28 protein-coding genes are annotated in these 25,462 nt (G+C 72.9%); 11 read left to right on the forward strand and 17 right to left on the reverse strand.

Features of this window, described 5'->3' with window-relative positions; genetic code table 11:
* Positions 1-89: 89 nt before the first annotated feature.
* The 3 genes from ACQEVC_RS33585 to ACQEVC_RS33595 all read left to right on the forward strand — a co-directional run bounded on the left by ACQEVC_RS33585 (position 90) and on the right by ACQEVC_RS33595 (position 2,563).
* Positions 90-611 (forward strand): 2Fe-2S iron-sulfur cluster-binding protein, encoded by a 522-nt coding sequence (locus ACQEVC_RS33585; protein WP_432885812.1) that lies wholly within the window; start codon positions 90-92, stop codon positions 609-611.
* Positions 608-1,597, forward strand: a complete 990-nt coding sequence (locus ACQEVC_RS33590) for an FAD binding domain-containing protein (protein WP_432885815.1) — start codon at positions 608-610, stop codon at positions 1,595-1,597. The genes ACQEVC_RS33585 and ACQEVC_RS33590 overlap by 4 nt, the downstream gene beginning before the upstream one ends.
* A 126-nt stretch (positions 1,598-1,723) precedes the next feature.
* A complete protein-coding gene (locus ACQEVC_RS33595) occupies positions 1,724-2,563 on the forward strand; it encodes an aldo/keto reductase (protein WP_432885817.1) in 840 nt (279 codons plus the stop codon).
* Positions 2,564-2,698: 135 nt separating this feature from the next.
* On the opposite strand, the gene ACQEVC_RS33600 is transcribed toward ACQEVC_RS33595, so the two are convergent.
* From ACQEVC_RS33600 to ACQEVC_RS33610, 3 genes are all read right to left on the reverse strand, one after another.
* A complete protein-coding gene (locus ACQEVC_RS33600; RefSeq protein ID WP_432885819.1) occupies positions 2,699-3,166 on the reverse strand; it encodes a hypothetical protein in 468 nt (155 codons plus the stop codon).
* 84 nt (positions 3,167-3,250) lie between these two features.
* The gene (locus ACQEVC_RS33605) at positions 3,251-3,865 is read right to left on the reverse strand and encodes an FMN reductase (protein WP_432885822.1); all 615 of its coding nucleotides are present in this window, start codon (positions 3,863-3,865) and stop codon (positions 3,251-3,253) included.
* Complete coding sequence (locus tag ACQEVC_RS33610) at positions 3,862-4,962, reverse strand: LLM class flavin-dependent oxidoreductase (RefSeq protein ID WP_432885825.1); 1,101 nt, start codon at positions 4,960-4,962, stop codon at positions 3,862-3,864. Before ACQEVC_RS33610 ends, ACQEVC_RS33605 begins: the two co-directional genes overlap by 4 nt.
* Here ACQEVC_RS33610 and ACQEVC_RS33615 point away from each other — a divergent pair.
* The 5 genes from ACQEVC_RS33615 to ACQEVC_RS33635 all read left to right on the forward strand — a co-directional run bounded on the left by ACQEVC_RS33615 (position 4,874) and on the right by ACQEVC_RS33635 (position 9,587).
* The gene (locus ACQEVC_RS33615) at positions 4,874-5,131 is read left to right on the forward strand and encodes a hypothetical protein (RefSeq protein WP_432885828.1); all 258 of its coding nucleotides are present in this window, start codon (positions 4,874-4,876) and stop codon (positions 5,129-5,131) included. The two genes, ACQEVC_RS33610 and ACQEVC_RS33615, sit on opposite strands and share 89 nt — an antisense overlap.
* Before the next feature lie 98 nt (positions 5,132-5,229).
* Positions 5,230-6,585 carry a sensor histidine kinase gene (locus tag ACQEVC_RS33620; RefSeq protein WP_432885830.1) on the forward strand — a complete coding sequence of 452 codons (1,356 nt, stop codon included), beginning with the start codon at positions 5,230-5,232 and terminating at the stop codon, positions 6,583-6,585.
* Positions 6,586-6,658: 73 nt separating this feature from the next.
* On the forward strand, positions 6,659-7,390 hold the full coding sequence (locus tag ACQEVC_RS33625) for a response regulator (RefSeq protein ID WP_432885833.1): 732 nt from the start codon (positions 6,659-6,661) through the stop codon (positions 7,388-7,390).
* A gap of 170 nt (positions 7,391-7,560) precedes the next feature.
* Positions 7,561-8,445, forward strand: a complete 885-nt coding sequence (locus ACQEVC_RS33630) for an ABC transporter ATP-binding protein (RefSeq protein WP_432885835.1) — start codon at positions 7,561-7,563, stop codon at positions 8,443-8,445.
* Positions 8,446-8,504: 59 nt separating this feature from the next.
* Entirely contained in the window at positions 8,505-9,587 is a 1,083-nt protein-coding gene (locus tag ACQEVC_RS33635) for an ABC transporter permease (RefSeq protein WP_432891852.1), read from the forward strand.
* Positions 9,588-9,603: 16 nt separating this feature from the next.
* Here ACQEVC_RS33635 and ACQEVC_RS33640 read toward each other — a convergent pair whose 3' ends face one another.
* From ACQEVC_RS33640 to ACQEVC_RS33665, 6 genes are all read right to left on the reverse strand, one after another.
* Positions 9,604-10,701, reverse strand: a complete 1,098-nt coding sequence (locus tag ACQEVC_RS33640; protein ID WP_432885838.1) for a CapA family protein — start codon at positions 10,699-10,701, stop codon at positions 9,604-9,606.
* A gap of 98 nt (positions 10,702-10,799) precedes the next feature.
* The gene (locus ACQEVC_RS33645) at positions 10,800-11,426 is read right to left on the reverse strand and encodes a bifunctional 4-hydroxy-2-oxoglutarate aldolase/2-dehydro-3-deoxy-phosphogluconate aldolase (RefSeq protein ID WP_432885841.1); all 627 of its coding nucleotides are present in this window, start codon (positions 11,424-11,426) and stop codon (positions 10,800-10,802) included.
* Positions 11,423-12,175 carry an IclR family transcriptional regulator gene (locus ACQEVC_RS33650; protein WP_432885843.1) on the reverse strand — a complete coding sequence of 251 codons (753 nt, stop codon included), beginning with the start codon at positions 12,173-12,175 and terminating at the stop codon, positions 11,423-11,425. Before ACQEVC_RS33650 ends, ACQEVC_RS33645 begins: the two co-directional genes overlap by 4 nt.
* Positions 12,176-12,191: 16 nt before the next feature.
* The gene (locus ACQEVC_RS33655) at positions 12,192-13,190 is read right to left on the reverse strand and encodes a sugar kinase (protein ID WP_432885846.1); all 999 of its coding nucleotides are present in this window, start codon (positions 13,188-13,190) and stop codon (positions 12,192-12,194) included.
* Positions 13,191-13,353: 163 nt separating this feature from the next.
* Positions 13,354-13,710 carry an ArsR/SmtB family transcription factor gene (locus tag ACQEVC_RS33660; protein WP_432885848.1) on the reverse strand — a complete coding sequence of 119 codons (357 nt, stop codon included), beginning with the start codon at positions 13,708-13,710 and terminating at the stop codon, positions 13,354-13,356.
* A 57-nt stretch (positions 13,711-13,767) separates the two neighbouring features.
* Positions 13,768-14,829 (reverse strand): DUF2332 domain-containing protein, encoded by a 1,062-nt coding sequence (locus ACQEVC_RS33665; RefSeq protein WP_432885851.1) that lies wholly within the window; start codon positions 14,827-14,829, stop codon positions 13,768-13,770.
* A 411-nt stretch (positions 14,830-15,240) separates the two neighbouring features.
* Here ACQEVC_RS33665 and ACQEVC_RS33670 point away from each other — a divergent pair, with 411 nt between their 5' ends.
* Positions 15,241-16,515 carry a multidrug effflux MFS transporter gene (locus tag ACQEVC_RS33670; RefSeq protein WP_432885853.1) on the forward strand — a complete coding sequence of 425 codons (1,275 nt, stop codon included), beginning with the start codon at positions 15,241-15,243 and terminating at the stop codon, positions 16,513-16,515.
* Between the two features lie 79 nt (positions 16,516-16,594).
* On the opposite strand, the gene ACQEVC_RS33675 is transcribed toward ACQEVC_RS33670, so the two are convergent.
* Positions 16,595-17,476, reverse strand: coding sequence for a pentapeptide repeat-containing protein (locus ACQEVC_RS33675; protein WP_432891854.1), 882 nt, complete (start codon positions 17,474-17,476; stop codon positions 16,595-16,597).
* A 319-nt stretch (positions 17,477-17,795) separates the two neighbouring features.
* Between ACQEVC_RS33675 and ACQEVC_RS33680 the strand changes: the two genes are divergently transcribed.
* On the forward strand, positions 17,796-19,001 hold the full coding sequence (locus ACQEVC_RS33680) for an esterase-like activity of phytase family protein (RefSeq protein ID WP_432885856.1): 1,206 nt from the start codon (positions 17,796-17,798) through the stop codon (positions 18,999-19,001).
* Between the two features lie 108 nt (positions 19,002-19,109).
* Here the strand turns inward: ACQEVC_RS33680 and ACQEVC_RS33685 are convergent, their stop codons facing one another.
* Positions 19,110-19,937 carry an ArsR/SmtB family transcription factor gene (locus tag ACQEVC_RS33685; RefSeq protein WP_432885859.1) on the reverse strand — a complete coding sequence of 276 codons (828 nt, stop codon included), beginning with the start codon at positions 19,935-19,937 and terminating at the stop codon, positions 19,110-19,112.
* 181 nt (positions 19,938-20,118) lie between these two features.
* On the opposite strand from ACQEVC_RS33685, the gene ACQEVC_RS33690 reads away from it, so the two are divergent.
* A complete protein-coding gene (locus tag ACQEVC_RS33690; protein WP_432885862.1) occupies positions 20,119-20,343 on the forward strand; it encodes a DUF2188 domain-containing protein in 225 nt (74 codons plus the stop codon).
* 119 nt (positions 20,344-20,462) lie between these two features.
* Here ACQEVC_RS33690 and ptsP read toward each other — a convergent pair whose 3' ends face one another.
* From ptsP to mtlA, 6 genes are read right to left on the reverse strand one after another with little or no spacing between them, the layout of a single operon-like run.
* Entirely contained in the window at positions 20,463-22,109 is a 1,647-nt protein-coding gene (ptsP, locus tag ACQEVC_RS33695; RefSeq protein ID WP_432885865.1) for a phosphoenolpyruvate--protein phosphotransferase, read from the reverse strand.
* Positions 22,102-22,386, reverse strand: a complete 285-nt coding sequence (locus ACQEVC_RS33700) for an HPr family phosphocarrier protein (RefSeq protein WP_331208454.1) — start codon at positions 22,384-22,386, stop codon at positions 22,102-22,104. Before ACQEVC_RS33700 ends, ptsP begins: the two co-directional genes overlap by 8 nt.
* Positions 22,387-22,401: 15 nt before the next feature.
* Positions 22,402-23,442, reverse strand: a complete 1,041-nt coding sequence (locus ACQEVC_RS33705) for a zinc-dependent dehydrogenase (RefSeq protein ID WP_432885868.1) — start codon at positions 23,440-23,442, stop codon at positions 22,402-22,404.
* Positions 23,439-23,888 (reverse strand): PTS sugar transporter subunit IIA, encoded by a 450-nt coding sequence (locus tag ACQEVC_RS33710; protein WP_432891857.1) that lies wholly within the window; start codon positions 23,886-23,888, stop codon positions 23,439-23,441. The genes ACQEVC_RS33705 and ACQEVC_RS33710 overlap by 4 nt, the downstream gene beginning before the upstream one ends.
* Before the next feature lies 1 nt (position 23,889).
* Positions 23,890-24,198: a PTS lactose transporter subunit IIB gene (locus ACQEVC_RS33715; protein WP_203856323.1), complete on the reverse strand. Its 309-nt coding sequence runs from the start codon at positions 24,196-24,198 to the stop codon at positions 23,890-23,892.
* A gap of 33 nt (positions 24,199-24,231) precedes the next feature.
* Positions 24,232-25,407, reverse strand: a complete 1,176-nt coding sequence (gene mtlA, locus ACQEVC_RS33720; RefSeq protein WP_432885872.1) for a mannitol-specific PTS transporter subunit IIC — start codon at positions 25,405-25,407, stop codon at positions 24,232-24,234.
* Between the last annotated feature and the right edge of the window lie 55 nt (positions 25,408-25,462).

Below are 25,462 nucleotides of genomic sequence, written 5' to 3' on the forward strand. Positions count from 1 at the left end.
GCTTTGCGTATTTCAACCCCTTGCCGCCTTGGTATAGCTAGTTTGGGAATGTTCATCCGCGACTCGATCCCACCGAGGAGGCCGGAAGGATGGATGCCGAGGTCAACCTCCGGGTGGACGGGGCCGATCACCGGCTGACCGTCGACACCCGGACCACCCTGCTGGACACCCTGCGGGAGCGGCTGGGCAACACCAGCCCGAAGAAGGGCTGCGACCACGGGCAGTGCGGCGCCTGCACGATCCTGCTGGACGGGCGGCGGGTGAACAGTTGCCTCGCCCTCGCGGTGGCACACGACGGGGCCGAGATCGTCACCGCCGCCGGCCTGGCACCCGACGGCGGACTGCATCCGATGCAGCGCTGCTTCATCCAGTACGACGCCTTCCAGTGCGGTTACTGCACGCCGGGGCAGATCGTCTCGGCCGTGGCGATGATCCGGGAAGCCGAGGCGGGCTGGCCGAGCGCGGTGACCGTGGACGGTGCACCGGCCGGCGACGGGGGTCGGGCGAGGCTGGACGCCGACGAGATCCGGGAACGGATGAGCGGCAACCTCTGCCGCTGCGCCGCGTACGCGAACATGGTGCCGGCGATCCAGGAACTGGTCCGGCGATGAGGCCCTTCCGGTACGCCCGCGCCGACGACGTGACCACTGCCGTCGCGCTGCTCGCCGACTCGCCGAACGCCGCCTTCCTCGGCGGCGGGACCAACCTGGTCGACCTGATGAAGCTCGACGTGGCCACGCCGGACCTGCTGGTGGACGTACGCCGGCTCACCTCCGACCAGGTCGAGGAGCTGCCCGGCGGCGGAATCCTGATCGGCGCCGCCACCCCGAACAGCGAGCTGGCCGCGCATCCGCTGGTCCGGGGGCGCTATCCGGTGCTCTCCCAGTCGCTGCTCTCCGGCGCCTCCGGCCAACTGCGCAACCTGGCGACCGCCGGCGGAAATCTGCTGCAACGCACCCGGTGCGTGTACTTCCAGAACGTCACCACCCCGTGCAACAAGCGGGACCCCGGCACCGGCTGCTCGGCGATCGACGGATACCACCGCGAACTCGCGATCCTCGGCACCTCGCCGGAGTGCATCGCCACGCATCCGTCGGACTTCGCGGTCGCACTGGCCGCGCTGGACGCCACGGTGCACACCGAGGGTCCGGCCGGCGCGCGGCGCATTCCCATGGCCGAGCTGCACCGGCTGCCCGGCGGTGAACCGCACCGGGACACCGTGCTGGCACACGGTGAACTGATCACCGCGATCGAGGTGCCGGCGCTCTCCTTCGGCACCCGGTCCCGCTACCGCAAGGTACGCGACCGGGCGTCGTACGCGTTCGCGCTGGTCGCGGTGGCGGCGGCGGTCGACGTGGCGGACGGGACGGTCCGGGACGTCCGGATCGCGCTCGGCGGGGTGGCGCACAAGCCGTGGCGGGCCACCCGGGCCGAGGAACTGCTGCGCGGCGGCCCGGCCCGGGAGGACCGGTTCCGGGCGGCCGCCGAGGCGGAACTCACCGAGGCCCGGCCGCTGCCGGGCAACGCCTTCAAGGTGCCGCTGGCCCGCAACACCCTGACCCGTACCCTGCTCGACCTGGTCGACGGGCCCGCCTGACCTCGGCTCCCCCGGCGCCGCCACCTCGACGGCCGGTACGCCGGCGCGAGTAGGTTGATCTGGAGGAACACCGCACCGCACCGGCCCGCACCCCCGGGCCGGACTGGACCGCAGGAGATCAACCAGATGAACGCAGAGCCGACCGTGCCGACCCTTCCGCTGGCGAACGGTGCCCGGATACCGCAGCTCGGTTTCGGGACCTGGCCGCTGTCCGACGCCGAGGCCGAGCGGGCCGTCGCCGAGGCGATCGGGGTCGGCTACCGGCTGATCGACACCGCCTACAAGTACGGCAACGAGGTCGGCGTCGGCCGTGGCCTGCGCGCCTCCGGGGTGCCCCGGGAGGAACTCTTCGTCACCAGCAAGCTGAACGGCGAGTGGCACGGTCGGGACAGGGTGCGGGAGGCGTTCCAGGACAGCATCGGCAAGCTCGGCGTCGACTACCTCGACCTCTATCTGATCCACTGGCCGATGCCCTGGCAGGACCGGTACGTCGAGGCCTTCCTGGGCCTCTCCGACCTGCTCCGGGACGGCCGGGTACGGGCCATCGGGCTGTCCAACTTCAAGCCGGCGCACATCGACCGGATCCGCGCCGCGACCGACGTGACGCCGGACGTCAACCAGATCCAGTTGGACCCGACGCTGACCCGGGACGCCGCCCGGGCGTACCACCGGGAGCACGGCATCGCCACCCAGTCCTGGGGGCCGATCGGGCACGGCGGCGAACTCCTCGCCAACCCGGTGGTGACCGGGCTCGCCGACCGGTACGGCCGGACGCCCGCGCAGGTCGTGCTGCGCTGGCACCTCGACCTGGGACTCGTCCCGATCCCGAAGACCGCCTCGGCGGACCGGATGAAGAGCAACATCGACGTCTTCGACTTCACGCTCGCCCCGGAGGACGTCGCCGCGCTCTCCGCGCTCGACCGGGGCGAGGCGGCGGCCACCGACTCCGACACCACCGGACACTGAGCCGCCCGGTCGGGCCAGGCAAGGCCATGACCTGACCTGGCCCGGCCCGGCCCCACCGGCGACGAGGCAGCGCATTGGCACCCGGTCACCCGTCGGGCATCCGGCGGCACCCGGACCGCGAGACACCCGCCCTGATTACGGCAGTTCCATCGTCTCCGCGACGGCGATCTCGGAGAGTGCGGCGGCCAGGTAGTCGCCGGCGCCTCCGCCGGTGACGGCGAGCAGGTCGGCGACGAGCAGTGGGGCGTGCCGGGCCACCGCCGCCGGATCGGCCGGCGGCGCCTCGTCCGCCAGCTGGTGTACGCCGAGCGCGCCGGTCAGCAGCAGCGCCAGCACCCCGACGTCCAGCCCCGGCAGCCAGCCGGCGTTGCCCCGGGCACACCGGACGAGTACGGCCTGCACGTCCTCCCCGGCCAGCCCGTCCGGGTGCGCCTGCTCCAGCAGCAGTCGCAGTACCGCGCCGAGCACCAGCCCGACCTGTTCGGCGGGGAGCAGGGCCAGGTCGCCGGCCGCCTCGTCGAGCGCGTCCGGATCCTGCGCCCGGACCGCCTCGACGGCACGGACGGTGGCCTGCGTGATGGCCCGGGGCACCGGTGGGGTCATCGGCACATTCAACCGGACGTACCCGCACCGGCCCGGTCCCGGGCACCCCCGCAGCCTGGCCGGCGGGACGTCACCGGCGGGACGTCAGTCGCCGGTCAGCAGTTGGTCGAAGGTCGTGGTGAGCCGGAACGGGTCGGCGGCCTCGGCCGGTTCGCGGCGGGCGACCTGCTCGGCGAGTTCCCGGGCGGCCCTGTCGATCCGGCCGCGCAGCGTGCCCTGGGCGCTGCCGCCGGCCCAGTCCTCCGGCGCGGCGAAGACCGAGGTCGGCACGACCACCGCGCGCAGATAGCTGAACATCGGCCGCAGCGCGTGTTCGAGTGCCAGCGAGTGCCGGGCGGTGCCGCCGGTCGCACCGATCAGCACCGGCCGGTCGACCAGGGCGTCGTCGCCGAGCACGTCGAAGAACGCCTTGAACAGCCCGCTGTAGGAGGCGTTGAAGATCGGGGTCACCACGATCAGCCCGTCGGCGGCGGCGACGGTGTCCAGGGCCCGCTTGAGCGCCTCCGGCGGAAAGCCGGCGAGCAGGTGGTTCACCACGTCGTGGCCGAGGTCGCGCAGCTCGACCACCTCGGTCCGGACCGGCACACCCCGGCGGTCGAGTTCGGCACCGGTGGCCGAGGCGAGCTGGTCGGCGAGCAGCCGGGTGGAGGACGGCACCCGCAGACCGGCCGAGACGACCACGAGGGTCCGGGCCGTCATCGGACCGCCTCCGGCTCGGCCGCCGCGTCCCGCTCGGCCTTCATCGACGCGTGCGTCGGTGCCTCGGGTACGTGCGCGGGGCGGAGCGCGGCGAACTCCCGCCGCAGCACCGGTACGACCTCCTCGCCGAGGAGGTCCAACTGCTCCAGTACGGTCTTCAGCGGCAGTCCGGCGTGGTCGACCAGGAAGAGCTGCCGCTGGTAGTCGCCGACGTAGTCCCGGAAGGTGAGGGTGCGGTCGATCACCTGCTGCGGGCTGCCGACGGTCAGCGGGGTCTCCCGGGTGAAGTCCTCCAACGACGGGCCGTGCCCGTAGACCGGCGCGTTGTCGAAGTACGGCCGGAACTCGCGTACCGCGTCCTGGGAGTTGCGCCGCATGAACACCTGGCCGCCGAGGCCGACGATGGCCCGGTCGGCGTCGCCGTGGCCGTAGTGCGCGAACCGCTGCCGGTAGAGGCCCACCATCCGCTGGGTGTGCTCCTTGGGCCAGAAGATGTGGTTGGCGAAGAACCCGTCGCCGTAGTACGCGGCCTGCTCGGCGATCTCCGGGCTGCGGATCGAGCCGTGCCAGACGAACGGCGGGATCCCGTCCAGCGGCCGGGGCGTCGAGGTGAACGACTGCAACGGGGTGCGGAACTTGCCCTCCCAGTCGACGACGTCCTCCCGCCACAGCCGCCGCAGCAGGTCGTAGTTGTTGATCGCCAGCGGGATGCCGTTGCGGATGTCCTGCCCGAACCACGGGTACACCGGTCCGGTGTTGCCCCGACCCATCATCAGGTCGACCCGGCCGTCGGCCAGGTGCTGGAGCATGGCGTAGTCCTCGGCGATCTTCACCGGGTCGTTGGTGGTGATCAGGGTGGTCGCGGTGGAGAGCAGCAGCCGGCTGGTCCGGGCCGCGACGAACCCGAGCATGGTGGTGGGTGAGGAGGGCACGAACGGCGGGTTGTGGTGCTCACCGGTGGCGAAGACGTCCAGACCGACCTCCTCCGCCTTCAACGCGATGGCGACCATGGCCTTGATCCGCTCCGCTTCGGACGGCTCCCGTCCGTTCGTCGGATCGGTGGTCACGTCACCCACGCTGAAGATCCCGAACTGCATCGCCAGCTCCTCACTCGGTCCCGGGCGCCAGTCCCCGGATCGCCCCGCACAACATACTTGCCGAGTCAACTATTCCGCCCGCCGCGCCGGCGAGCTGGGCCACCGGTGGTGGGACAGCGACGCCGGCATCCAGCGGGAGAACTGGGGCGGCGAGATCGCCACCGAATAGCGGCGACTCGACGGAGTTGGCCGATCACCACGGGTGATTTCCGCCATGCCGGCAGGTCGAAGATGCGCGGGACGCGGCGGATACGTTATTCATGTCGGGTGAAGGCTGGCAGCGAACGACGGGACGACGCGGCGCCGACAGGCGGACCGGAGAACGAGCCGGCGCGCCCCTGGGTCCGCCCCGGGCCGACCCGGCAGGAGCGCCGGCGGGACCTCTACCTGGGCCTCTCGATGGCCGCGCTCGGCCTGCTCAGCGTGGTGCTGTCGAACAGCATGGGCAGCTTCCCGCTCGGCACCCCGCCGTCCTGGCCCGAGCAACTGGTCTGGGCGGTCGCCGGCGGGCTGCCGCTGATCTGGCGGCGTAGCCATCCCGAGGTCAGCGCGGTGGCGCTCGCCGCGATCTTCATCGCCGCCCAGGTCCGGCACATCCCGGAGATCTGGGTCGCGTCCGCGGCGCTCTTCATCGCCATCTACAGCCTCGGCGTCTGGGGGCGGGACCGCCGGCAGGCCGCGCTGATCAGGATCGGGATCGTCGTCGCGATGTTCGGCTGGCTGGCGATCGCGGCGGGGATAAGCATCGCGTCGGTGGAGTCGGACTTCCCGGGCGCGGCCGGCCCGATCTCCCCGCTCGTCGCCGCCGCCATCACCAGCGTGCTGTTCAACACCGCCTTCTTCCTGCTCGCCTACCTGCTCGGCAACCGCACCTGGACCTCCGCGCTGCGGCAGCACGAGTTGGAGACCCAGGCCGAGGAGCTGCGCCGGTCCCGGGCCGAGAACGCCGAGCGGGCGGTCACCCAGGAACGGGTACGCATCGCCCGCGAGCTGCACGACGTCGTCGCCCATCACGTCTCGGTGATGGGCGTGCAGGCCAGCGCGAGCCGGCGGGTCATGGATAAGGACCCGGACAAGGCCAAGACCGCGCTCGCCGCGGTGGAGCAGAGCGCGCGTACCGCCGTCGACGAGTTGCGCCGGATGCTCGGGGTGCTCCGCGACGCGGGCGCCGCCGACGGGGCCCTCGGCTACGGGCTGGAGCAGGTCGACAGCCTGCTCCAGGGGGCCAGGGACGCCGGACTCGCCGTCGAGTACAAGATCTACGGTACGCCGGTGCCGGTGCCGGAGTCGGTCTCCCTGGCCGGCTACCGGGTGGTCCAGGAGGCGATGACGAACACCATCAAGCACGCCCGGGCCAGCGCGGTCGACGTACGGATCCGGTACCTGCGCCGGGAGGTCGAGGTGGAGGTGACCGACGACGGCCGTACCGGGCTGGCCGCCGTACCGGGCCGGTCCACCGGGGGCGGTGGGCTCGGCCTGATCGGCATGCGGGAACGGGTCGCCGCGCACGACGGCAGCCTGGAGGTGGGTGCCCGGGCCGGCGGCGGTTTCCGGGTACGGGCCCGCTTCCCGATCGCCCCGGCCGGTGCCGCCGGCGCCTCCCCCGCGACGGCGACGGCGTGACCGGGCGCAGCGCCGGTCCCGGCCGGTCCGCCCCGGCGGCTCGGCGGGACGACGAGCGAGCGGAGCAGTGGTCATGACGGAGCCGAACACCCCGATCCGGGTCCTCCTCGCCGACGACCAGCACCTGGTCCGGGCCGGCCTGCGGATCATCCTGGAGACGGAGGAGGACTTCGAGGTGGTCGGCGAGGCGGCGGACGGCCGCCGGGCGGTCGAACTCGCCCTGGCGCAGCGGCCCGACGTCGTCCTGCTGGACGTGGAGATGCCGCATCTGGACGGGTTGGCGGCGACCCGGCGGATCGTGGCGGCCACCGGGGCGGACGGGCCGGCGGTGCTGATCCTGACCACGTTCGACCGGGACGACTACCTGTTCGCCGCGCTCCAGGCCGGGGCCAGCGGATTCCTGCTGAAGAACGGCTCACCGGAGGAGCTGGTCGAGGCGGTGCGGATCCTCGCCCGGGGCGACGCGCTGCTCGCCCCGCAGATCACCCGCCGGGTGATCGCGACCTTCGCCACCCCGGCCGGAGCGGTCGCACCGAACACCGGCCAGCCCGGCGCGGGCGGCGGGCCGTCCGAGCTGGACCGGCGCCGGCTGGCCGAGCTGACCGAGCGGGAACGGGAGGTACTGGTGCAGCTCGCCGGGGGCGCCTCCAACGCCGAGATCGCCGCGCGGCTGCTGCTCGGCGAGGCGACCGTGAAGACGCACGTCTCCCGGGTACTGATGAAGCTCGGGCTGCGCGATCGTACCCAGGCGGTGGTCTTCGCGTACGAGCACGGGGTGGTGACCCCGGGCGGTGCCGGCGGCTGACCGGCCCGGCCGCCGGGCGCGGTGCCGGCTCGTCCCGGCGGCGCACCGCGCGGTAAGTGGATCATCCTTACGGTTCCGCCGCGCGACGGACGTCAGCGGAGCCCGGCCGGACTAACGTCGTCCCCGCCGGTGCGGGGTGTGCCGGCGGAGGACCTGGTGAAGGAGGCCGGATGCTGCGCGTGGCGTCCGTCGATCGGTCGTTCGGCGGCCGGAGAGTGCTCGACGACATCTCGTTCGAGGTGGTCCCGGGCCGGATGACCGGGTTCGTCGGGGCCAACGGTGCCGGCAAGACCACCTCGATGCGGATCATCCTCGGCCTGCTCGCCGCCGACGCCGGCACGGTGACCTGGCACGGCGAGCCGGTCAGCCGGGCCGTCCGGCAGCGCTTCGGCTACATGCCCGAGGAACGCGGCCTGTACCCGAAGATGAAGGTCCGGGAACAGCTCGTCTACCTCGGCCGGCTCTACGGGCTGACCGCGCCGGCCGCCCGGCGCAGCGTCGACGACCTGCTCGACCGGATCGGTCTGGCCGAACGGGCCGACGATCCGCTGGAGAAGCTCTCCCTCGGCAACCAGCAGCGGGCCCAGATCGCTGCGGCGCTGGTGCACGACCCCGAGGTGCTGATCCTGGACGAGCCCTTCTCCGGGCTCGACCCGATCGCCGTCGAGGTGATCGCCGGGGTGCTGCGGGAGCGGGCCGGCCGAGGGGTACCGGTGCTCTTCTCCAGCCACCAGCTCGACGTGGTGGAGCGGCTCTGCGACGACCTGGTGATCATCGCCGCCGGGGCGGTACGCGCCGCCGGCAGCCGCACCGACCTCCGCACCAGGTACGCGACCCCGCGCTACCAGCTCGTGCTCGACACCGACGCCGGTTGGATCCGCGACCTGCCCGGGATCTCCATCGTGGACCTCGACGGCGCACGGGTCGTGATCGAACTCGCCGATCCCGACGACGACCAGGCGGTGCTGCGGGCGGCCCTCGCCCGGGGCCCGGTCCGCGCCTTCGGCCCCATTGTCCCCTCGCTCGCCGAGATCTTCCGGGAGGTAACCCAGTGACCGCGCTCGCCCCGTCCCCGACCCGGCAGCAGGCCGGACCGGCCGCCACCGGTACCTCGCTGTGGAGCGCGACCAAGCTGGTCGCCGGCCGGGAGATCGCGGTCAAGCTCCGGGACCGGGCGTTCCTGATCGGCACCGCCCTCTTCCTGGTGATCGCGGCGGGCGCCACGGTGCTGCCGGCGCTCTTCGCCAACGACAGCTCGACGGTGGCCGTGGTCGGCTCGGCGGAGGCCGGCGGCATGCTGGACCGGGCCGGTATGGAGGTGGTGGCCGCCACCGACGTCGCGCAGGCGGAGCAGCTCGTCCGGGACGGTGAGGTGGACGCCGCGGTGGTGCCGGGGGACGGGGCCGGCGGCATCCGGGTGCTGGCGATGGACCGTACGCCGGACTCGGTGGTCCGGGCGCTGAGCAGCGCTCCCCCGGTGCAGCTCCTCGACCCGGACGCGGTCGACCCGGTGCTGGCGTTCCTGGTGCCGATGTCCTTCTCGATGGTCTTCTTCTTCCTCTCCATCACCTTCGGCGTACAGATCGCGCAGAGCGTCACCGAGGAGAAGCAGACCCGCATCGTGGAGATCCTGGTGGCGGCGGTACCGGTCCGGGCCCTGCTCGCCGGCAAGGTACTCGGCAACGGCGCGCTCGCGTTCGGTCAGGTGGTGCTGATCGCGCTGGTCGCGGTGGTCTCCATGCAGGCCGTCGGCGGCGACACCGGACTGCTGGGGCAACTCGGCCCGGCGATCGCCTGGTTCATCCCGTTCTTCCTGGTCGGCTTCGTGCTGCTGGCCTCGCTCTGGGCGGTCACCGGCGCGCTGGTCAGCCGGCAGGAGGACATCAGCGGGGCGTCCGGCCCGGCCCAGTTGGTGATCATGGTGCCGTTCTTCCTGGTGATCTTCCTCAACAGCAACCCGACGGCGATGACGATCCTCTCCTACGTGCCGTTCTCCGCGCCGACCGCGATGCCGCTGCGGCTCTTCTTCGGCGACGCCGCCGCCTGGGAGCCGGTGCTGGCGCTGCTGCTCCTGCTCGGCGCCGCCGCGCTCTGCATCATGCTCGCCGCCCGGCTCTACGAGGGGTCGCTGCTGCGCACCAACGGCAGGACCTCGGTGCGGGCCGCGTGGGGGGAGCGGGAGACCCGGGTCTCCTGAGCACCCCCGGTCGGGATCAGGATCGTTTCGCGGCGAGGCCGGAACAGCGCCTCGCCGCGGCGATCCGGTCCTCGATCCGCTCCCGGGCCGCCCCGGAGACGAGTACCGGCTGACCGGTCCGGGAGACCGTGGCGGGCAGGAACTCGTTGCGGATCACCGTACGGCCCCGGACGGTCAGCCGGAGCACTCCGGAGTCGGTGCTCTTCGAGTCGCCGTACCAGAGGAAGTTGCCGAGCCCGTAGTGCAGGTACGTCCGGCCGAGCCAGCCGTCGGCGAGCAGGGTGTGCGCGTGCGTACCGAGCACGATGTCGGCGCCGGCCCGGGACATCCGGCCGGCGAAGTTCCTCATCTCGCCGCTCGGGCAGGAGTTCCCCTCGATCCCCCAGTGCATGAAGACGATCACCAGATCGGCCTGCTCCCGGGCGGCCCGGACGGCGGCGGTGGCCCGGGCGGTGTCGAACGCCATCGCCACCCCGGGCCGGGTCGCGGTCGGCTTCCACTGCCCGGCCAGCTCGTGCACCTGCGACATGCCGAGTACGGCGATCCGCACCCCGCGCACCGTGGTCAGCCAGGGCGCGTACGCCGCGTCGGCATCGCGGCCCGCGCCGAAGACCGGGAAGTCTGCCTCCGCCGCCGCGTCGAGGGTGTCCGCCAGGCCCACCTGCCCGTAGTCCAGCACGTGGTTGTTGGCGACCGAGGCAGCGTCCACTCCGGCGGCCCGCAGCGCCGCGTAGGCGCTCTTCGGTGCCCGGAAGTGGAAACGCTTCGGCTGCGGGGTGCCCCGACCGGTGACCGCCGTCTCCAGGTTCAGCAGGGTCAGGTCGGCGTCCCGCAGGGTCGACGCGATCCGGCCGAACGCCGTCTCCGGCTCGTCGAGCAGCCGCAGCGTACGCCCGGTGAAGTGGACGTCACCGGCGAACGCCAGCCGCAGTTCGACCGGCCCGGCCGGGGTCGGTGTCGCCGCCGGGCCGGTCGGCGCCGGAGCGGGTGCGCTCGCCGAGGACCCGGGGGTCGCCGGACCGGTGTCCGGCTCCGCAGAGCATCCGGCCAGGACGGCCCCGGCCGTGACCGCCGCCAGCATCGCCCGCCACGCCCGCACCGCGCCGCCGCCCATCCGGCGAGGGTACGCGGCGGCAGGCCGGCACGCCGCCCGGCGACCGGTCACGGACGGCGTGTCGACGTTCCCCGCTCGGTCGACGCCCTCCCCCAGGGTTACCGGCGGACGAGCCGGCCGAGCAGGTCGAGTTGGCGGGAGTCCTGCAACGCGGAACCGACCGCCACCACCCGGGCACCGGCCGCGAGGAAGTCCTCGGCGTTGTCGGCGTCCACCCCGCCGGTGGCAACGAACTTCACCGCCGGGAACGGGCCGCGCTGGGCGCGCAGCCAACCGGTGCCGAGTTCGCTGGCCGGAAACGCCTTGAGCCAGGTGTGCCCGGTGCGCAGCGCCTGGCCGATCTCCGAGGAGGTGGCGACTCCGGGCAGGTGGGCGAGACCGAGCCGGGAGCACTCGGCGGCCACCTCCGGGTCGTACCCGGGTGCGACGGTGAAGACCGCGCCGGCCTCGTACACCGTGTGCACCTGTTCCGGGGTGAGCACCGTGCCGGCGCCGACCGGCCGGTCCCGCTCCCGGCCGGCGGCGATGGCGGCGTGCAGCGAGGGCAACGCGTCCGGGCTCTGCACCGGTACCTCGACCACGTCGATGCCGGCGTCCCAGGCCCGCTGGCAGAGTTCGACGGTCCGGTCCGGGTCGAAGCCACGGAGGATCGCCATCACCGGCTGGCTGGCGAAGAGGCTGTCGAAGAAGGCCGTCGAGGGGTTGGGCACGGTCGCTCCGTTCATGATCGGTGTTCTCCGGTCCAGCCGAGGTCCCGGGAGATCGCGGCGCAGGTTCCGGTCAGCTCCGGCAGGTGTTCGCGGAGCCGCTCCAGCGGGGCCAGGGCGCGCAACGCGGTGATCGACACCGCGCCCGCCACCCGGCCCCGGGCGTCCCGGACCGGTACGGCGACGCAGCTCACGAAGTCCTCGAACTCGCCGTCGTCCTCGGCCCAGCCGCGCTCGGCGATCCGGGCCAGCTCGGCCCGGAACTCGGCCGGGTCGGTGATCGAGGTGTCGGTGTGCCGGGGGTAGGTCAGCCGGGCCAGGAAGCGTTCCCGGGCCGGCTCGTCGAGGTGGGCCACGATCGCCTTGCCGACTCCCGAGGTGTGCGGGTCGACCCGCTGGCCGACCCGGGACCGCATCCGCAACGCCCCGCGACCGTCCACCTTGGCCACGTAGACGATCTCGTCGTCGACGAGCTGGGCGAGGTGCACGGTGTGGCCGTACCGGTCGCCGAGCCGGACCAGGTGCGGGTGGGCGACCGGGTGCAGGTCGAGCTGTTCCACCGCGTGCTGCGCGATCGCCACCATCCGGAACCCGATCGTGTAGCGGCCGCCGACCGGGCGGGCGAACCCGCCCCGTTCGAGCGTCTGCACCAGCCGCAGCGCGGTCGACTTGTGCACACCGAGGTCGTCGGCGATCTCGCCGAGCGAGCGGGGCCGCTCGGCGAAGAGTTCGATGATGCGCAGTGCGCGCTCGACGGTCTGGGACATCGTCGTACTCCCCGGCTCAGGCCGGGCCGGTGGGCCGGTGCCAGTCGTCCGGCGTGATGCCCAGGACCGCGCAGATTGTCGGCACCGGTGGCAGTTCGGCGAAGTCCGAGACGGAGCCGAGCGCGGCACCGGCGACCAGGTGCCCGAGCCTCAGCCGGGCGGCGGGGTCGAGGCCGCGCAGCGCGCCCGAGAGCCAACCGGCGGCGAACGCGTCGCCGGCACCGACCGGCTCCACCACCTCGACCGGCCGGGCCGGCTCGCCGGTCACCCCGTCGGCGGAGAACGCGACCGCCTCCACCGCACCGTTCTTCACTACCAGGGTGCCGGGCCGGTCGACCAGGGCGCGGACGTCCTCCGGCTCCTTGACGTCCCAGAGCCGCGCCGCCTCGTCCAGCCCGACGAAGACCACGTCGGCGGCCTGGGCCAGCCGGAGCAGTTCGGTGGCGGCGGTGGAGAGGTCAGGCCAGAGCGCGGGCCGGTGGTTGACGTCGAAGGAGACCAGCCGCCGTCCCGCCGGTCGGGTGCTCATCAGCCGCTCGACCAGCGCGCGGCAGCTCTCCGAGAGCGCCGGGGTCACGCCGCTGAGGTGCAGCACGGCCGCCGGCACCGCGTCGACCCGGGCCGCGTACCCCGGATCCATGCTGGCGGCGGCGGAACCGCGCCGGTAGTAGTAGACCTTCGTGCCGTCCGGGCCGGGGTCCTTGAGGTAGACGGCGGTCGGCCGGGTCGGGTCGACCTCGACCAGCGAGGTGTCCACCCCGGTTGCCCGGACCTGCCCGACGACCAGCTCGCCGAGCGGGTCGGCACCGACCCGGCCGGCCCAGCCGGCCCGGTGGCCCAGCGCGGCGAGGAACATCGCGACGTTGGACTCGGCGCCGCCGGCCCGGAGCACGAAGGTCGACTCGGCGTCCAGCCGCCCGCCGGGGGTCGGGGTCACCATCACCATCGTCTCGCCGACGCAGACCGCGTCGAGCGCCGTCGCCGGTTCGGCGTCGGTCGTCCTGACCGGGCTCACCGCACTCCCCTCCGTTGCATATGTTGCAACTGCCGCCTCATCATCTGCACCCACCGCTGGACCCAGGCTAGATCACCGACCGCGGGACCGCGACAGCCGGCGCGGGTGGAGCACCGACGAGTGGCGAGGAACACTGCCCGGTCGGGTGCTCGGCGGCACGGGTTCAGTCGTGGTCCGGTGCGCCGGTGAGGTGGTGGTCGGCGGCGTACAGCACCTCGGCGACGAGCCGCCGGACGTGGCCGCCCCGCGCCCGGTAGACCGCCCGCCGGCCGTCCCGCCGCACGCTGACCAGGCCGGCGAGCAGCAGCTTCGCCAGGTGCTGGGAGACCGCCGGCCGGGCCGCCCCGACGGCCAGGGCCAGGCTGCCCACGTCGTACTCGTCGTCGCGGAGCAGCCACAGCAGGCGGAGCCGGGTCGGCTCGGCCAGCATCCGCAGCGCGGTCACCGCCGTCTCGATCTGGGCGTCGGTGGGCAACTCCTGCCCGTTGCCGGCGGCCGGTGCCTCGTCGGGTGCGTACACGAGCACCTAGTCTGCGGTCGGCGCGCCGGCCGCGTCCACTTCGCCCCGGCCCCCGGGTCAGTCGGCCGGAGTCAGGGGGCCCAGCCAGCGCAGGTGACCGTCGACCCGGAGCAGCGGTACGACCACGCCGTCCGGACCGTGCATCGCCAGCTCGCCGCGCGGATCGGCGACGTGCCCGCCGTGCGGCGCTGACGGCGGCTCCTGCCAGACGTGGTAGAGCGGGCCGCCCTCCCCGATCGAGTCGATCGCGTGGTCGAAGGCCGCCCGCCGAGCGGCCGGAACGTGCATCCGGGTCGCCGCGTGGAACACCACCCTCGGCTCACCGGGTGGCAGGCCGCGGCCCAGTGCCGGGCAGACCTGCACCGCGTCACCGGCGACGACGGCGGGCGGCTCGGTCGCCACCGCATCGAGGGCGGCGTCGAGCAGCGTCGCCGCGTCCTGGTTCTCCGGCCAGACCAGCGCCCGCAGCCAGCGCCGCGCGTGCGCGTCGGTGACGTCCACCGGATTCAGGTCCACCCCGGTCCGGCTGGCGATCGGCGGTACGTCGTCCAGGTCCGGCAACGGCGTGCGGCCCAGCCACCGGCTGTCCAGGGTGACCGTGGCGTCGACGGGTCCGAACACCCGGTCGCCGACGAGGTAGCGGTAGCGGTCGACGTAGAGGTGGATGCCGGCGCTCGACCCGACCTCGACCAGGTGTACCGGGCCGGCGCAGCGCTGCCCGATCACCCAGAGCGCGTACCGCAGCGCGACCGCCCGGCGTACGACGTTGGTCTGCACCAGGCGGGTACGGACGAGTTCGCCGAGTTCGGTCCGGTACCGGCGGCAGAAGTCCCGCAGCACCGGTCCGGCGTCCGCCGGCTCGGCGGCTGACGGGCCGACCAGCGACGGGTAGAAGTCGCGCAGCGGATGCCGTACCCCGGCCAGCAGCAGGTAGTGTGCCGCCCCGAAGAACAGGTACGACGCCTGCTGCCCCGGCCGCCGGCCGGTCAGCAGTTCGAGAGTCGACCGGTCCCCCGCCACCACGGGACAGAGCGCCCGGTAGAGCGGGGAGGTGGTGAAGGTCGCCGGCGCGACGGCGAAGTGTTGCTCAAGTTCGTCGATTTCCCGCGCCGTCGCCATGTCCCTCGTTCCCCGTCCACCGGGTAGTCCACGTCCACGTCCACGTCCATCGGGCAGTCCACGTCCACGTCCACCGGGCAGTCCACGTCCGGCGATCCGGGGTCGGGTCCGCCGGCCACGTCCGGCGGTCCGGGTTCGGGTCCGCCGATCCGGTCGCCATCCGAAGCTACCCGGGTGGTCCGGAAAGCCGCTGCGGTGAGGTTGCGGCCCGGTCGTACCGGTTGCGTGCCAGGGGTGCGATTCTGCCGGGTCCCGGACGTCGTACCAGTATCGGGCCCGTGGCGGGCCGGCGGATGTGAGCTGAGGCACCGTTTGATCAAGCGGGAATGTGCCGGAGCGCCAGCGGTTGGAGGCAGGTGTGATCTTCGCTGTCCGCGTCCAGACCCACGACCACCCGCTGGGAAGGCTCTCATGACCGCCACCGCCACGCACGTCGAGGCGTCCGGGCCACCCGCCACGCCCGGCGACCTGATGACCGGGCGGGAACGGCTGCGGCTCGTCCTCGTACTCGGGTCGTTGATCGCGATCGGGCCGTTGACGATCGACATGTACCTGCCGGCGCTGCCGGCGATCACCGCCGACTTCCGCACCGCCGAGGCGGCGGTGCAGTTGACCCTCACCGGCACCCTTGCCGGGCTCGCCGTCGGCCAACTGCTGATCGGCCCGCTCTCGGACGCGGTCGGCCGGCGGGTCCCGCTGCTCGCCGGCCTGGTGCTGCACGTCATCGCCTCCGTGCTCTGCGTCGTCGCCCCGAACATCGGGACGCTGGGCGTGCTGCGGGTGTTGCAGGGGCTCGGCACCGCCGCCGCCTCGGTGGTGGCGATGGCCGTGGTACGCGACCTGTTCAGCGGTACCGCCTTCGCCAAGATCTTCTCCCGGCTGATGCTGGTGATGGGCGCCGCCCCGGTGCTGGCACCCACCCTGGGCAGCGCGGTGCTGGGTTGGACCGACTGGCGCGGGGTCTTCATCGCGCTGGGCGTGTTCGGGATCGTCCTGGTCACCCTCGCGCTGTTCAAGCTGCCCGAGACGCTGCCGGTGCACCGGCGGCGCAGTGGCGGCGTACGCGGCACCGCCCGGGTCTACCGCTCGCTGCTGCGGGACCGTACGTTCGTCGGGCTCGTCCTGGTCGCCGGGCTGGCGATGGCGGCGCTGTTCGCGTACGTCTCGGGCTCGTCCTTCGTCTTCCAGGAGGAGTACGGCCTCGACGAGCAGCAGTTCGGAATCGTCTTCGGCGCCGGCGCGGTGGGCCTGATCGCCGCCTCCCAGCTCAACGTCCGGCTGCTGCGCCGGTACGCCCCGCAGCGGATCCTGGTCACCGCGCTGACCGTCGGCGCGCTGGCCGGGTTCGCGCTGCTCGCCTTCGCCGCGACCGGATTCGGTGGGCTGCCCACCGTGCTGGTGTCGCTCTGGGTGGTGCTCGCCGCCTCGGGCCTGGCCATGCCGAACGCACCGGCGCTGGCGTTGAGCCGGCACGGTGAGGCGGCCGGCACCGCGGCGGCGCTGCTCGGCGCGGTGCAGTTCGGCATCGGCGCGCTGCTGGCGCCGCTGGTCGGCGTGCTCGGCAACGGCAGCGTCGGGATGGGTCTGGTGATCGCCGGCGGCATGGTCGCCGCGCTGACCGTGCTCTTCCTGGTGGTCCGCCCGGCCCGCCTCGCCCCCGCCCCCGAGGTCGCCACCGCCCACTGACCCCTACCCCTACCTCCGCCCGCTCGCGGATGTCGGTAGACCTTGACGACTTGTGGTGGCTCCCGCAACGACAAAGTCGTCAAGGTCGGCCGCTACCGCTACCGCTACCGCGACCGCTACCGGCGTCGCGAGGGCGGGGGCGGGGGCGCGGGTGGTGGGAGGGGGCGATGGTCAGGCGCCAGTGCGCCGGGTGATGCAGGGCCGGCGGCAGGCCGGTCCGGACGTCCCCGGCCGCCGCGTCGACCTGGGCCTGGGTGAGGAAGAGGCTGCCGGTCAGGTCGGCACCGCGCAGGTTGGCGCCGCGCAGGTCCGCCCCGGTCAGATCGGCCAGGGTCAGGTCCACACCGCGCAGGTCGGCCCCGATCAGGTACGCCCCGCGCAGGTTGGCGCCGGCCAGGTCGGCACGGCGCAGGTCGGCGCCGATCAGCTCGGCGCCCCGCCGGTCGGTTCCCTTCCGTCCGCCGCGGGACCGGATCTGCTCGCTGGCCCGCAGCAGCACCTCGTTGACGGTCCGGCGGTGGGTCGCGACGTCCAGGGCGACGAGCGAGGACGGATCGCCGTCGGCGAGCCGTTCGGTCGCGGCGAGGGCGGCGGCCAGCTCGGCGTGCAGCGGTTCGGCCGGGCGCAGCGCCAGGGCCTCGGTCAGATACCAGAGCAGTTCGTGGAGCTGCCGCACCACCGGGAACACCTCGAACATCCCCGCCGCGATCTCCGGGTCGGCCCGCCAGTCCCGTCCCTGGTAGGTGACCTGGGCGACCTGCTGGCCGGCGCCGAAGCAGTCGAAGACCGTACATCCGGCGAAGCCGCGCTCCCGCAGGTCACGGTGGATGCCGCAGCGGTGGTCGGGCCGGAGGTTGGGGCAGGCCCGGCCGGCGGGCTTGTCGATGGCGAAGTCCGACGAGGCCGCGAAGGCCGGCACCACGCAGCACAGCCCGAAGCAGCGCTGGCAGTCGGCGCGCAGCTCACGCCGCCGCCCGGCCCCCGCACCCGGCCGGGCGGCCGGGCTGGTCGGGCTGGCCGGGCTGGTCGGGGCTGACGCGGGCTCGGAGGTGCCGGACACGATAGTTGATCTCCAATAAGCGGGCCGGTCGGCGGGCCCGCACGCCGTCCAGCCGGGCCCACCTCGTCGTTGAGCTGGGTGAAGGGTACCTACCGGGCAGCCGGGGCCGAGGACGTCGGGCGGCCGCCGGAGCGTTTCGGTAATGAGTGCCTGGTGGACAGCCCGCATTAACCGGCCGCACCTAGCCTCCCCAGCGAGTTCCGCTACGAAAGAAGGACCGATGGGAATAGTGAAGCGGGTCGGCATGGGTGTCGCGGTGGCCGCCCTGGCGATCACCGTGCCCGGGGTGGCCTCTGCCACCGACCGGAGCACCTGGGACCGCGCCGAGTTGCTGAAGTTCGCCGCGCTGCCGGCCGAGACCTTCGTGCCGGGCAGTGAGCCGTCCGGATCCCTGCTCGGCGGTACGCCCAGCAACGGCGTCGTCCCACCCTTCGCCGACCAGCCGGTGCAGGGCTTCAGCGGCGTACTGCGCAACAGCGACGGCAGCTTCGACGTGCTCTCGGACAACGGGTTCGGCAACAAGGGCAACAGCGCGGACTTCCTGCTCCGGATCCAGCGGGTCGGCCCGGACTTCGGCTCCGGCACCGTCGACGTGCTCGGCGGGATCACCCTGACCGACCCGGACGGCAAGGTGCCGTTTCCGCTGACCCGCCCCGACCGGGTACTCACCGGCGCCGACTTCGACGTCGAGTCGATCAGCCGGACCGCCGACGGGACGTACTGGATCGGCGACGAGTTCGGGCCGTGGCTGCTGCACTTCGACCGGGCCGGCCGGCTGCTCTCGGCTCCGGTGGCGCTACCCGGGGTCTTCGCGCCGGAGAACCCGACCCGGGGCGAGACCCCGGCCAACCTGAACAGCAGCAAGGGTTTCGAGGGCATGGCACAGTCCCCGGACGGGCGTACCCTCTACCCCCTGCTGGAGGGCACCGTCGCCGGCGACCCGGCCGGCACGCTGCGGCTGCACGAGTTCGACATCGCCGCGAACGCGTACACCGGGCGGCGCTGGACCTACCTGCTGGACGCGCCGGGCAACGCGATCGGCGACGCGATCGCGGTCGACAAGGACCGGTTCCTGATCATCGAGCGGGACAACGGCGAGGGGGCGACGGCCAAGGTCAAGAAGATCTACCTGGCCGACCGGCGGGACCGTAACCGCGACGGCCAACTCGACAAGACGCTGGTCGCCGACCTGATGGATATCGCCAACCCGAAGCGGGTGGGTGGCTTCGGCCGGACCTTCACCTTCCCGTTCCAGACCATCGAGGACGTGGTGATCCTCGACGACCGCACCATCGCGGTGCTCAACGACAACAACTTCCCGTTCTCCAACGGCCGGGTGCCGGGGCAGCCGGACGACAACGAGTTCATCGTGCTCACGCTCGACCACGAGCTGGACGCCGACAAGCGGGTGCTGCGCCGGCACTGAGACCGCGCCGGCCCGCCGCCGTCCGGTGGCGCGGGCGGGTGCCGTGCGTGGACCGCGTACGGCACCTCGCGCCGCCCGGCGGCGGGCCAGCTCGCCGAGCCGGCGGGGTCAGCCGGCGGCCGGGGTGGCCGGCTCGGGTTCGCCCTGCGGCAGCGGCTCGCCGGTCTCCAGCAGCGTCTTGAGGCTGGAGAGCAGCTCCGGCCAGCCCTCGCTGACGCTGTCGAGCACCGGGCTGCCCGGGGCGAAGCCCTCGTGTACGACGGTCAGCCGCACCGCCCCGCCCCGAGGCTCGATCTCGAAGGTCACCTTGCTGCGCGGCTCCTCGGCCAGCTTGGCCACCTCGGCCGGATCCGTCCCGTACGCCCTGGCGAACTCCGGGCTGAAGTCGTGCCAGGCGTACGACAGCCGGCGGTAGGGCTCGGCCTCCAGCACCACCTGCTCGGGGCCGGGGACCCGTACGCCGTTGTGCACCCAGACCATCTCCGAGCCGACCTGCCAGTCGGTCTCGAAGGTGACCCCCCAGTACCGGCTGGTGAAGGCGGGATCGGTCAGCGCCTGCCAGAGTCGTTCCGGAGTCGTGTTGATGTGGCTCGTGTAGACGAATTCGCGCTCGCCCATGGGTTTCTGCTCCAATGCCCTCTTGAGGTCGGCGAGTGCGTGCACCCGCCCCCGGTCGTACTGGTTGATCCAGCGGTCCGCGATGGCGTTGATCGGCTCGGCGTTGAGGTAGTGCAACTTCTCCCGGCCACGCCAGAGCGTGGTGACCAGGTTGGCCGCCTCCAGCACCGCGAGGTGCTTGCTGACCGACTGCCGGGTCATCGCGAGCCCCGCGCACAGTTCCCGGAGACTCTGCCCGTTACGGGTGTTCAGGCTGTCCAGCAACCGTCGGCGACTGCCGTCGGCAAGCGCCTTGAACACCTCGTCCATCCCCGTCATCCCCCAAACATGCAGCCAACTGGTTGCCTGAACCATAGGCAGCCATACGGCTGCATGTCAACTGCCCCGGCGATCACCGCGACGACCCCGCCGAGGATCTCCGCCGGCAGGACCAGTGGTTTCCGATTCCGCGTTCCGGGTAGCTCTCCCTCCATAACCGACAGTCGAGCAGGAGGAACAGATGGCAGCACGGACGCAGTACCACGTCGTTCCCGAGGCCAACGGCTGGAAGGTGGAGCACGGTTCCACGGTGGTCGGCCACTACGACACCAAGGAGAGGGCGCTCGGCGCCGGCCGTGACGCGGCCAAGTCGAACCAGCCGAGCCAGGTCGTCGTACACAAGCAGGACGGCCAGATCGAGACCGAGCACACCTACCGCGACGACCCCTTCCCACCCGCTGGCTGAGAGCAACCGCCGGAGGACGACGGCACCGGATCGGCACCCTCTCCGGCGGAGTCCCGCGCAGTCGGCCCACGCCAGCACCGCCGGCGTGGGCCGATTCGCTCCCAGGTGACGTCGCGGGGTCAGGCGACCGCCTTGCGGGCCCGCTCCGGGTCGTCGGCGTCCAGCGCGAGCCGGGCCAGCCGGGCACAGTCGGCGTAGCTACGCCCGGCGAGTGCCGCCCGCACCGGGGCCAGCGAGCGTCCCGACATCGACAGGCTGGTCATCCCGAGGCCGACCAGGACCGGGGCGAGCAGCGGGTCGGCCGCCGCCTCGCCGCAGACCCCGACCGGCTTGCCGGCAGCACGTCCGGCGGAACCCACCTCGGAGATCAGGCGCAGCAGGGCCGGCTGCCACGGATCCAGCAACTCGGCCAGCAGACCGGACTGCCGGTCGGCGGCGAAGGTGTACTGGCTCAGATCGTTGGTGCCGATGCTCAGGAAGTCGACGACCTCCAGCAGTTGACCGGCGCGCAGCGCCGCCGCCGGCACCTCGACCATCACCCCGGCCCTGGGCAGTCCGGCGGAGTGCACCGCGTCGGCGAACTCGGCCGCCTCGGCCCGGGTGGCGACCATCGGTGCCATCACCCAGACCTCCGCCCCGGTCTGCTCGGCCGCCCGGGCGATCGCCGCCAACTGGGTCCGCAGCAGTTCCGGGCGCTGCCGGACCAGCCGCAGCCCGCGTACCCCGAGCGCCGGGTTCGGCTCCTCGGCCTGGTGCAGGAACGGCAGCGGCTTGTCGGCACCGGCGTCCAGGGTGCGGATCACCACCCGGCGCCCGGCCAGTGCCGCGAAGACCTCCCGGTACGCCTCGGCCTGCTCGGCCAGCCCCGGTTCCCGGCTCCGGTCGAGGAAGAGCAGTTCGGTGCGGAACAGCCCGACACCCTCGGCGCCGTCCGCCGCCGCCAGGTCCCGGGCCGAACCGATGTTGGCCAGCAGGGCCACCGGGTGCCCGTCCGAGGTACGCCCCGGGCCGGAGACCGCCGCCACGGCTGTCCGGTGCTCCCGGTCGGCCGTCTCGGCGGCGGCCACCTCCGCCGGGTCCACGTCCACCCGGACCAGCCCGGTCGCGCCGTCGACCAGCACCGGGGTGCCGTCGGCGAGGTCCCGGGCGCCGGAGCAGGCGACCACGGCGGGCAGCCCGAGCGCGCGGGCCAGGATGGCGGTGTGGCTGGTCGGGCCGCCGGACTCGGTGACCAGCGCGACCACCTGCTCCGGGTCCAGGTCGACGGTGTCGGCCGGGGCCAGGTCCCAGGCGGTGAGCACGTACCGGTGCCCCGGCGAGGGCACCCCGGGCATCGGCCGGCCGAGGCAGACCGCCACCGCCCGGTCGCGCAGGTCGTCCAGGTCGGCGACCCGCTCGGCCAGGTATCCGCCGGCCGCCTCGAACGCGGCGCGGTGGGTGGCGAAGGCCGCGTCGATGGCGTGCGGCCCGTCCGACCCGGCCAGCACCTTCTCGCGTACGGCGTCGAGCAGCACCGGGTCCTCGGCCATCATCGCCTGCGCCCGGAGTACGTCGACCAGGGTCTTCTCCCCCGACCGGTCGGCCCGGCGGTTCAGCTCGGCGACCACCTCGCGCAGCGCCGCCACCGCCCGGTCGGCCTCGGCCGCCGGATCGGTCACCGGGGCGGGTGCGGGCAGCGCCGGCACCCCGGCGACCCGGAGCACCGGCCCACCGGCGACTCCCGGGCTGACCCCGATGCCGTGCAGCGGCCCGGCCGGCTCAGGCATCGGCCGGCTCCTCCGCGTCCAGGTCCCGGGCGAGCAGCTCGGCGAGACCGTCCAGGGCCGCCTCGGCGCCCTCGCCGTCGGCCTCCAGCACCACCTCGGTGCCCTGCTTGGCGCCGAGCGAGAGCACCGAGAGCATGCTGTTGGCGGGTACCGCCCGCTTCTGCCCGGTCCGGATGGTCACCGGAACCGGCGCGGCCCCGGCCGCCGCGACGAAGAGCGCCGCCGGGCGGGCGTGCAGGCCGCTGGCGGAACCGACCGTCACCGTACGCGTAGCCATGATGGCCTCCCTCTCTCAGGGTTCGATCGTGACCTTGATGGCCTCGCCCCGGGCGACCACGCCGAAGGCGTCGATGGCCCGCTCCAGCGGAAGCCGGTGGGTGATCAGGTCGGACACCGGCACCGAACCGGTGGCGATCAGGCGCAGCGCCTCGGCGTTGTGCGCCGGGCTGGAGCCGTTGGCGCCGACGATGGTCAACTCGCGGTAGTGCACCAGGTTGGAGTCGAGCGAGATGATCGGGTTGTCCTTGGGCAGCCCGCCGAAGAAGCTGATCCGGCCCTGCCGGGCGGCCATCTGCACCGCCTGCTCCTGTGCCGCGCCCGAGGCCGCGGCGGTGATGATCACGTCGGCGCCGCGCCCGTCGGTCAGCTTCAGTACCTCGTCGACCGGGTCGACCTCGGCGCCGCAGATCGCCGCGTCCGGACGCACCAGCGCCGCCGCCATCTCCAGGCGCTCCCGGTTCAGCTCGACCAGGAAGACCCGGGCGGCACCCCGGGCCCGGGCCAGCCGGACGTGCAGGCAGCCGATCGGCCCCGAGCCGACCACCACCACGTCGTCGCCGGGGCCGACCCGCGCCAGCTCCTGCCCGTTGAGTACGCAGGCCAGCGGCTCGGCCACCGACGCCTCGGCGAACCCGACCCCGTCCGGGATCCGGTTCAGCCCGTCCACCGCCAGCACCTTCGCCGGGACGACCAGGTACTGGGCGAAGCCGCCCTCGTAGTGGTAGCCCATCGACTCCTGGTTGGGGCAGACGGTCATCCGGCCCCGCCGGCACTCCGCGCAGGTGCCGCACGGGATCGCCGCGATCACCTGCACCCGGTCGCCGGCCGCCCAGCCGGTGACCTCCGGCCCGGTCTGCACCACCTCGCCGGCGATCTCGTGCCCCATCACCCGGGGCGGGTGGATGTGGTGGTGACCGAACTTCGAGATCTTCACGTCGGTGCCGCAGGTGGAGCAGTTGCGTACCCGGATCTTGACGTCGCCCGGGCCCGGGCTGGGCTCCGGAACGTCTTCGATGCGTACGTCGCCGGGGGCGTGGAATCGAACGGCCTTCATGGGTTGCTGTCCTCCCGTACCGGCGTGAGCAGGGCCAGCACGTCTTCGGGGTCGGTGGCCTCGCGCAGCGCGCGGGCCCGGTCGGTGTCGAGCAGGATCTCGGCGAGGCTGGCCAGCAGCTCGACGTGGCCGTTGCCGCGGGCGGCTATCGCCACGCAGACGGTGACCGGCTGGCCGCCCCAGTCGACTCCGGCCGGAAACCGGAGCACCGCGAGCGCGTCCCGGTGCACCAGGTCCTTGCCGGCGAGCGTGCCGTGCGGGATCGCCACCCCCTCGCCGACGTAGGTGGAGACGGAGCGTTCCCGGGCGAGCATGGTCTGCACGTACTCCGGGTGGACCGAGTCGATGTCGACCAGGGCCTCGCCGCAGCGGCGGATCGCCTCGTCGCGGTCGGCGGCCACCTCGGTCAGCCGGATCGCCCGCCGGTCGAGCAGGTCTCCGGTCAGCTCAGCCACTGACCTCACCACCGGACTCGATCGCCTTGACCACGGCAGTCACCGCCGGGTCGCCGAGGAAGACCTGGAACGGCACGACGATCTTGTCAGGGGCGGCGGCCCGGGCCCGGGCGGCCAGCCCGTTGTGCGTGATCACCACGTCGGCGTCGCCCGGGATCGAGTTGACCGGGGTGTGCTCCACCGTGACCGAGTACTTCTTGAGCTGCTTGCGAAGTTGGCTGGCGAGCATGACGCTGCTGCCCATCCCGGCGTCGCAGGCGACCACGACCTTGTGGATGTCCTTACCGTTGATGCTGCCCATGGCGGTGCCCCTCTCGTTCGTACGGTGGTCCGGTCAGCTCTCGGCGGTGGCGGACCGGGCCACGGCCGGGCTGGTCTCGCGGTCGCGGCCCTCGGTGGTGGGTTGGGCCGGTGTCGGGTCGTCGGTCTCGCCGCCGGTGACCTCGTCGACCTTCGGCTCGCCGTTGAGCTTGCCGAAGCCGAGCAGCGCCGAGGCGACCACGAAGGAGACCGCGGTGGCGATCAGCACGCCGAGCACCATGCCGAACCAGCCGCCGCGCGGGGTGACCGCCGCGTAGGCGAAGATGCTGCCCGGCGAGGGGGTGGCGACCAGACCGGCGCCGGTGATCATGAAGGTGCCGACTCCGGCGGCGCCACCGGCGATGGTGGCGAGGATCAGGCGCGGCTTCATCAGCACGTACGGGAAGTAGATCTCGTGGATGCCGCCGAGGAAGTGGATGATGCCGGCCGCCGGCACGCTCGGCCGCAGCGAGCGCGGCCCGAAGAGGAAGAACGCGAGCAGCAGGCCGAGGCCCGGGCCGGGGTTCGACTCGATCATGAACAGGATCGACTTGCCGGTCTCCTGCGCCTGCGCCACCGCCAGCGGCGACAGTACGCCGTGGTTGATCGCGTTGTTCAGGAAGAGCACCTTGGCCGGCTCCACCAGTACGGACGCGGCCGGCAGCAGGTTCTGCCCGATCAACCAGTCCACTCCGCTACCGGCCCAGTCGCTGAGCCGGCCCACCACCGGGCCGGCCAGCCAGACGCCGAACAACGCCATGCCACCACCGACGATGCCGGCGGAGAAGTTGTCGACCAGCATCTCGAAGCCGGGCCGGATCCGGTCCTCGACCAGGCGGTCGAAGAGCTTGATCAGGTAGGCGGCGGCCGGCCCGATGATCATCGCGCCGAGGAACATCGGGATGTCGGCGCCGACGATCATGCCGACGGTGGCCACCGCGCCGACCACCGCGCCGCGCTGGCCGTGCACGATCCGGCCGCCGGTGTAACCGATCAGGATCGGCAGCAGGCTGAAGATCATCGGATCGACCAGCTTGGCCAGGTCTTCGTTGGGCAGCCAGCCGGTCGGGATGAAGAGCGCCGTGATCAGGCCCCAGGCGATGAACGCCCCGATGTTGGGCATGACCATTCCGGCCAGGTGACCGCCGATCCGCTGGACCTGGGCTTTGAAGCCGCTGCCCTGGACCTCCGGGGTGTACGACACGGCCATGAGGGGGACTCCTTCGCAGAGGTTGGCCCGCGTTACCGAACGCGGCCCGGTTCGG

Source organism: Plantactinospora sp. CA-294935 (assembly GCF_050936445.1).
Classification (GTDB): Bacteria; Actinomycetota; Actinomycetes; order Mycobacteriales; family Micromonosporaceae; genus Plantactinospora.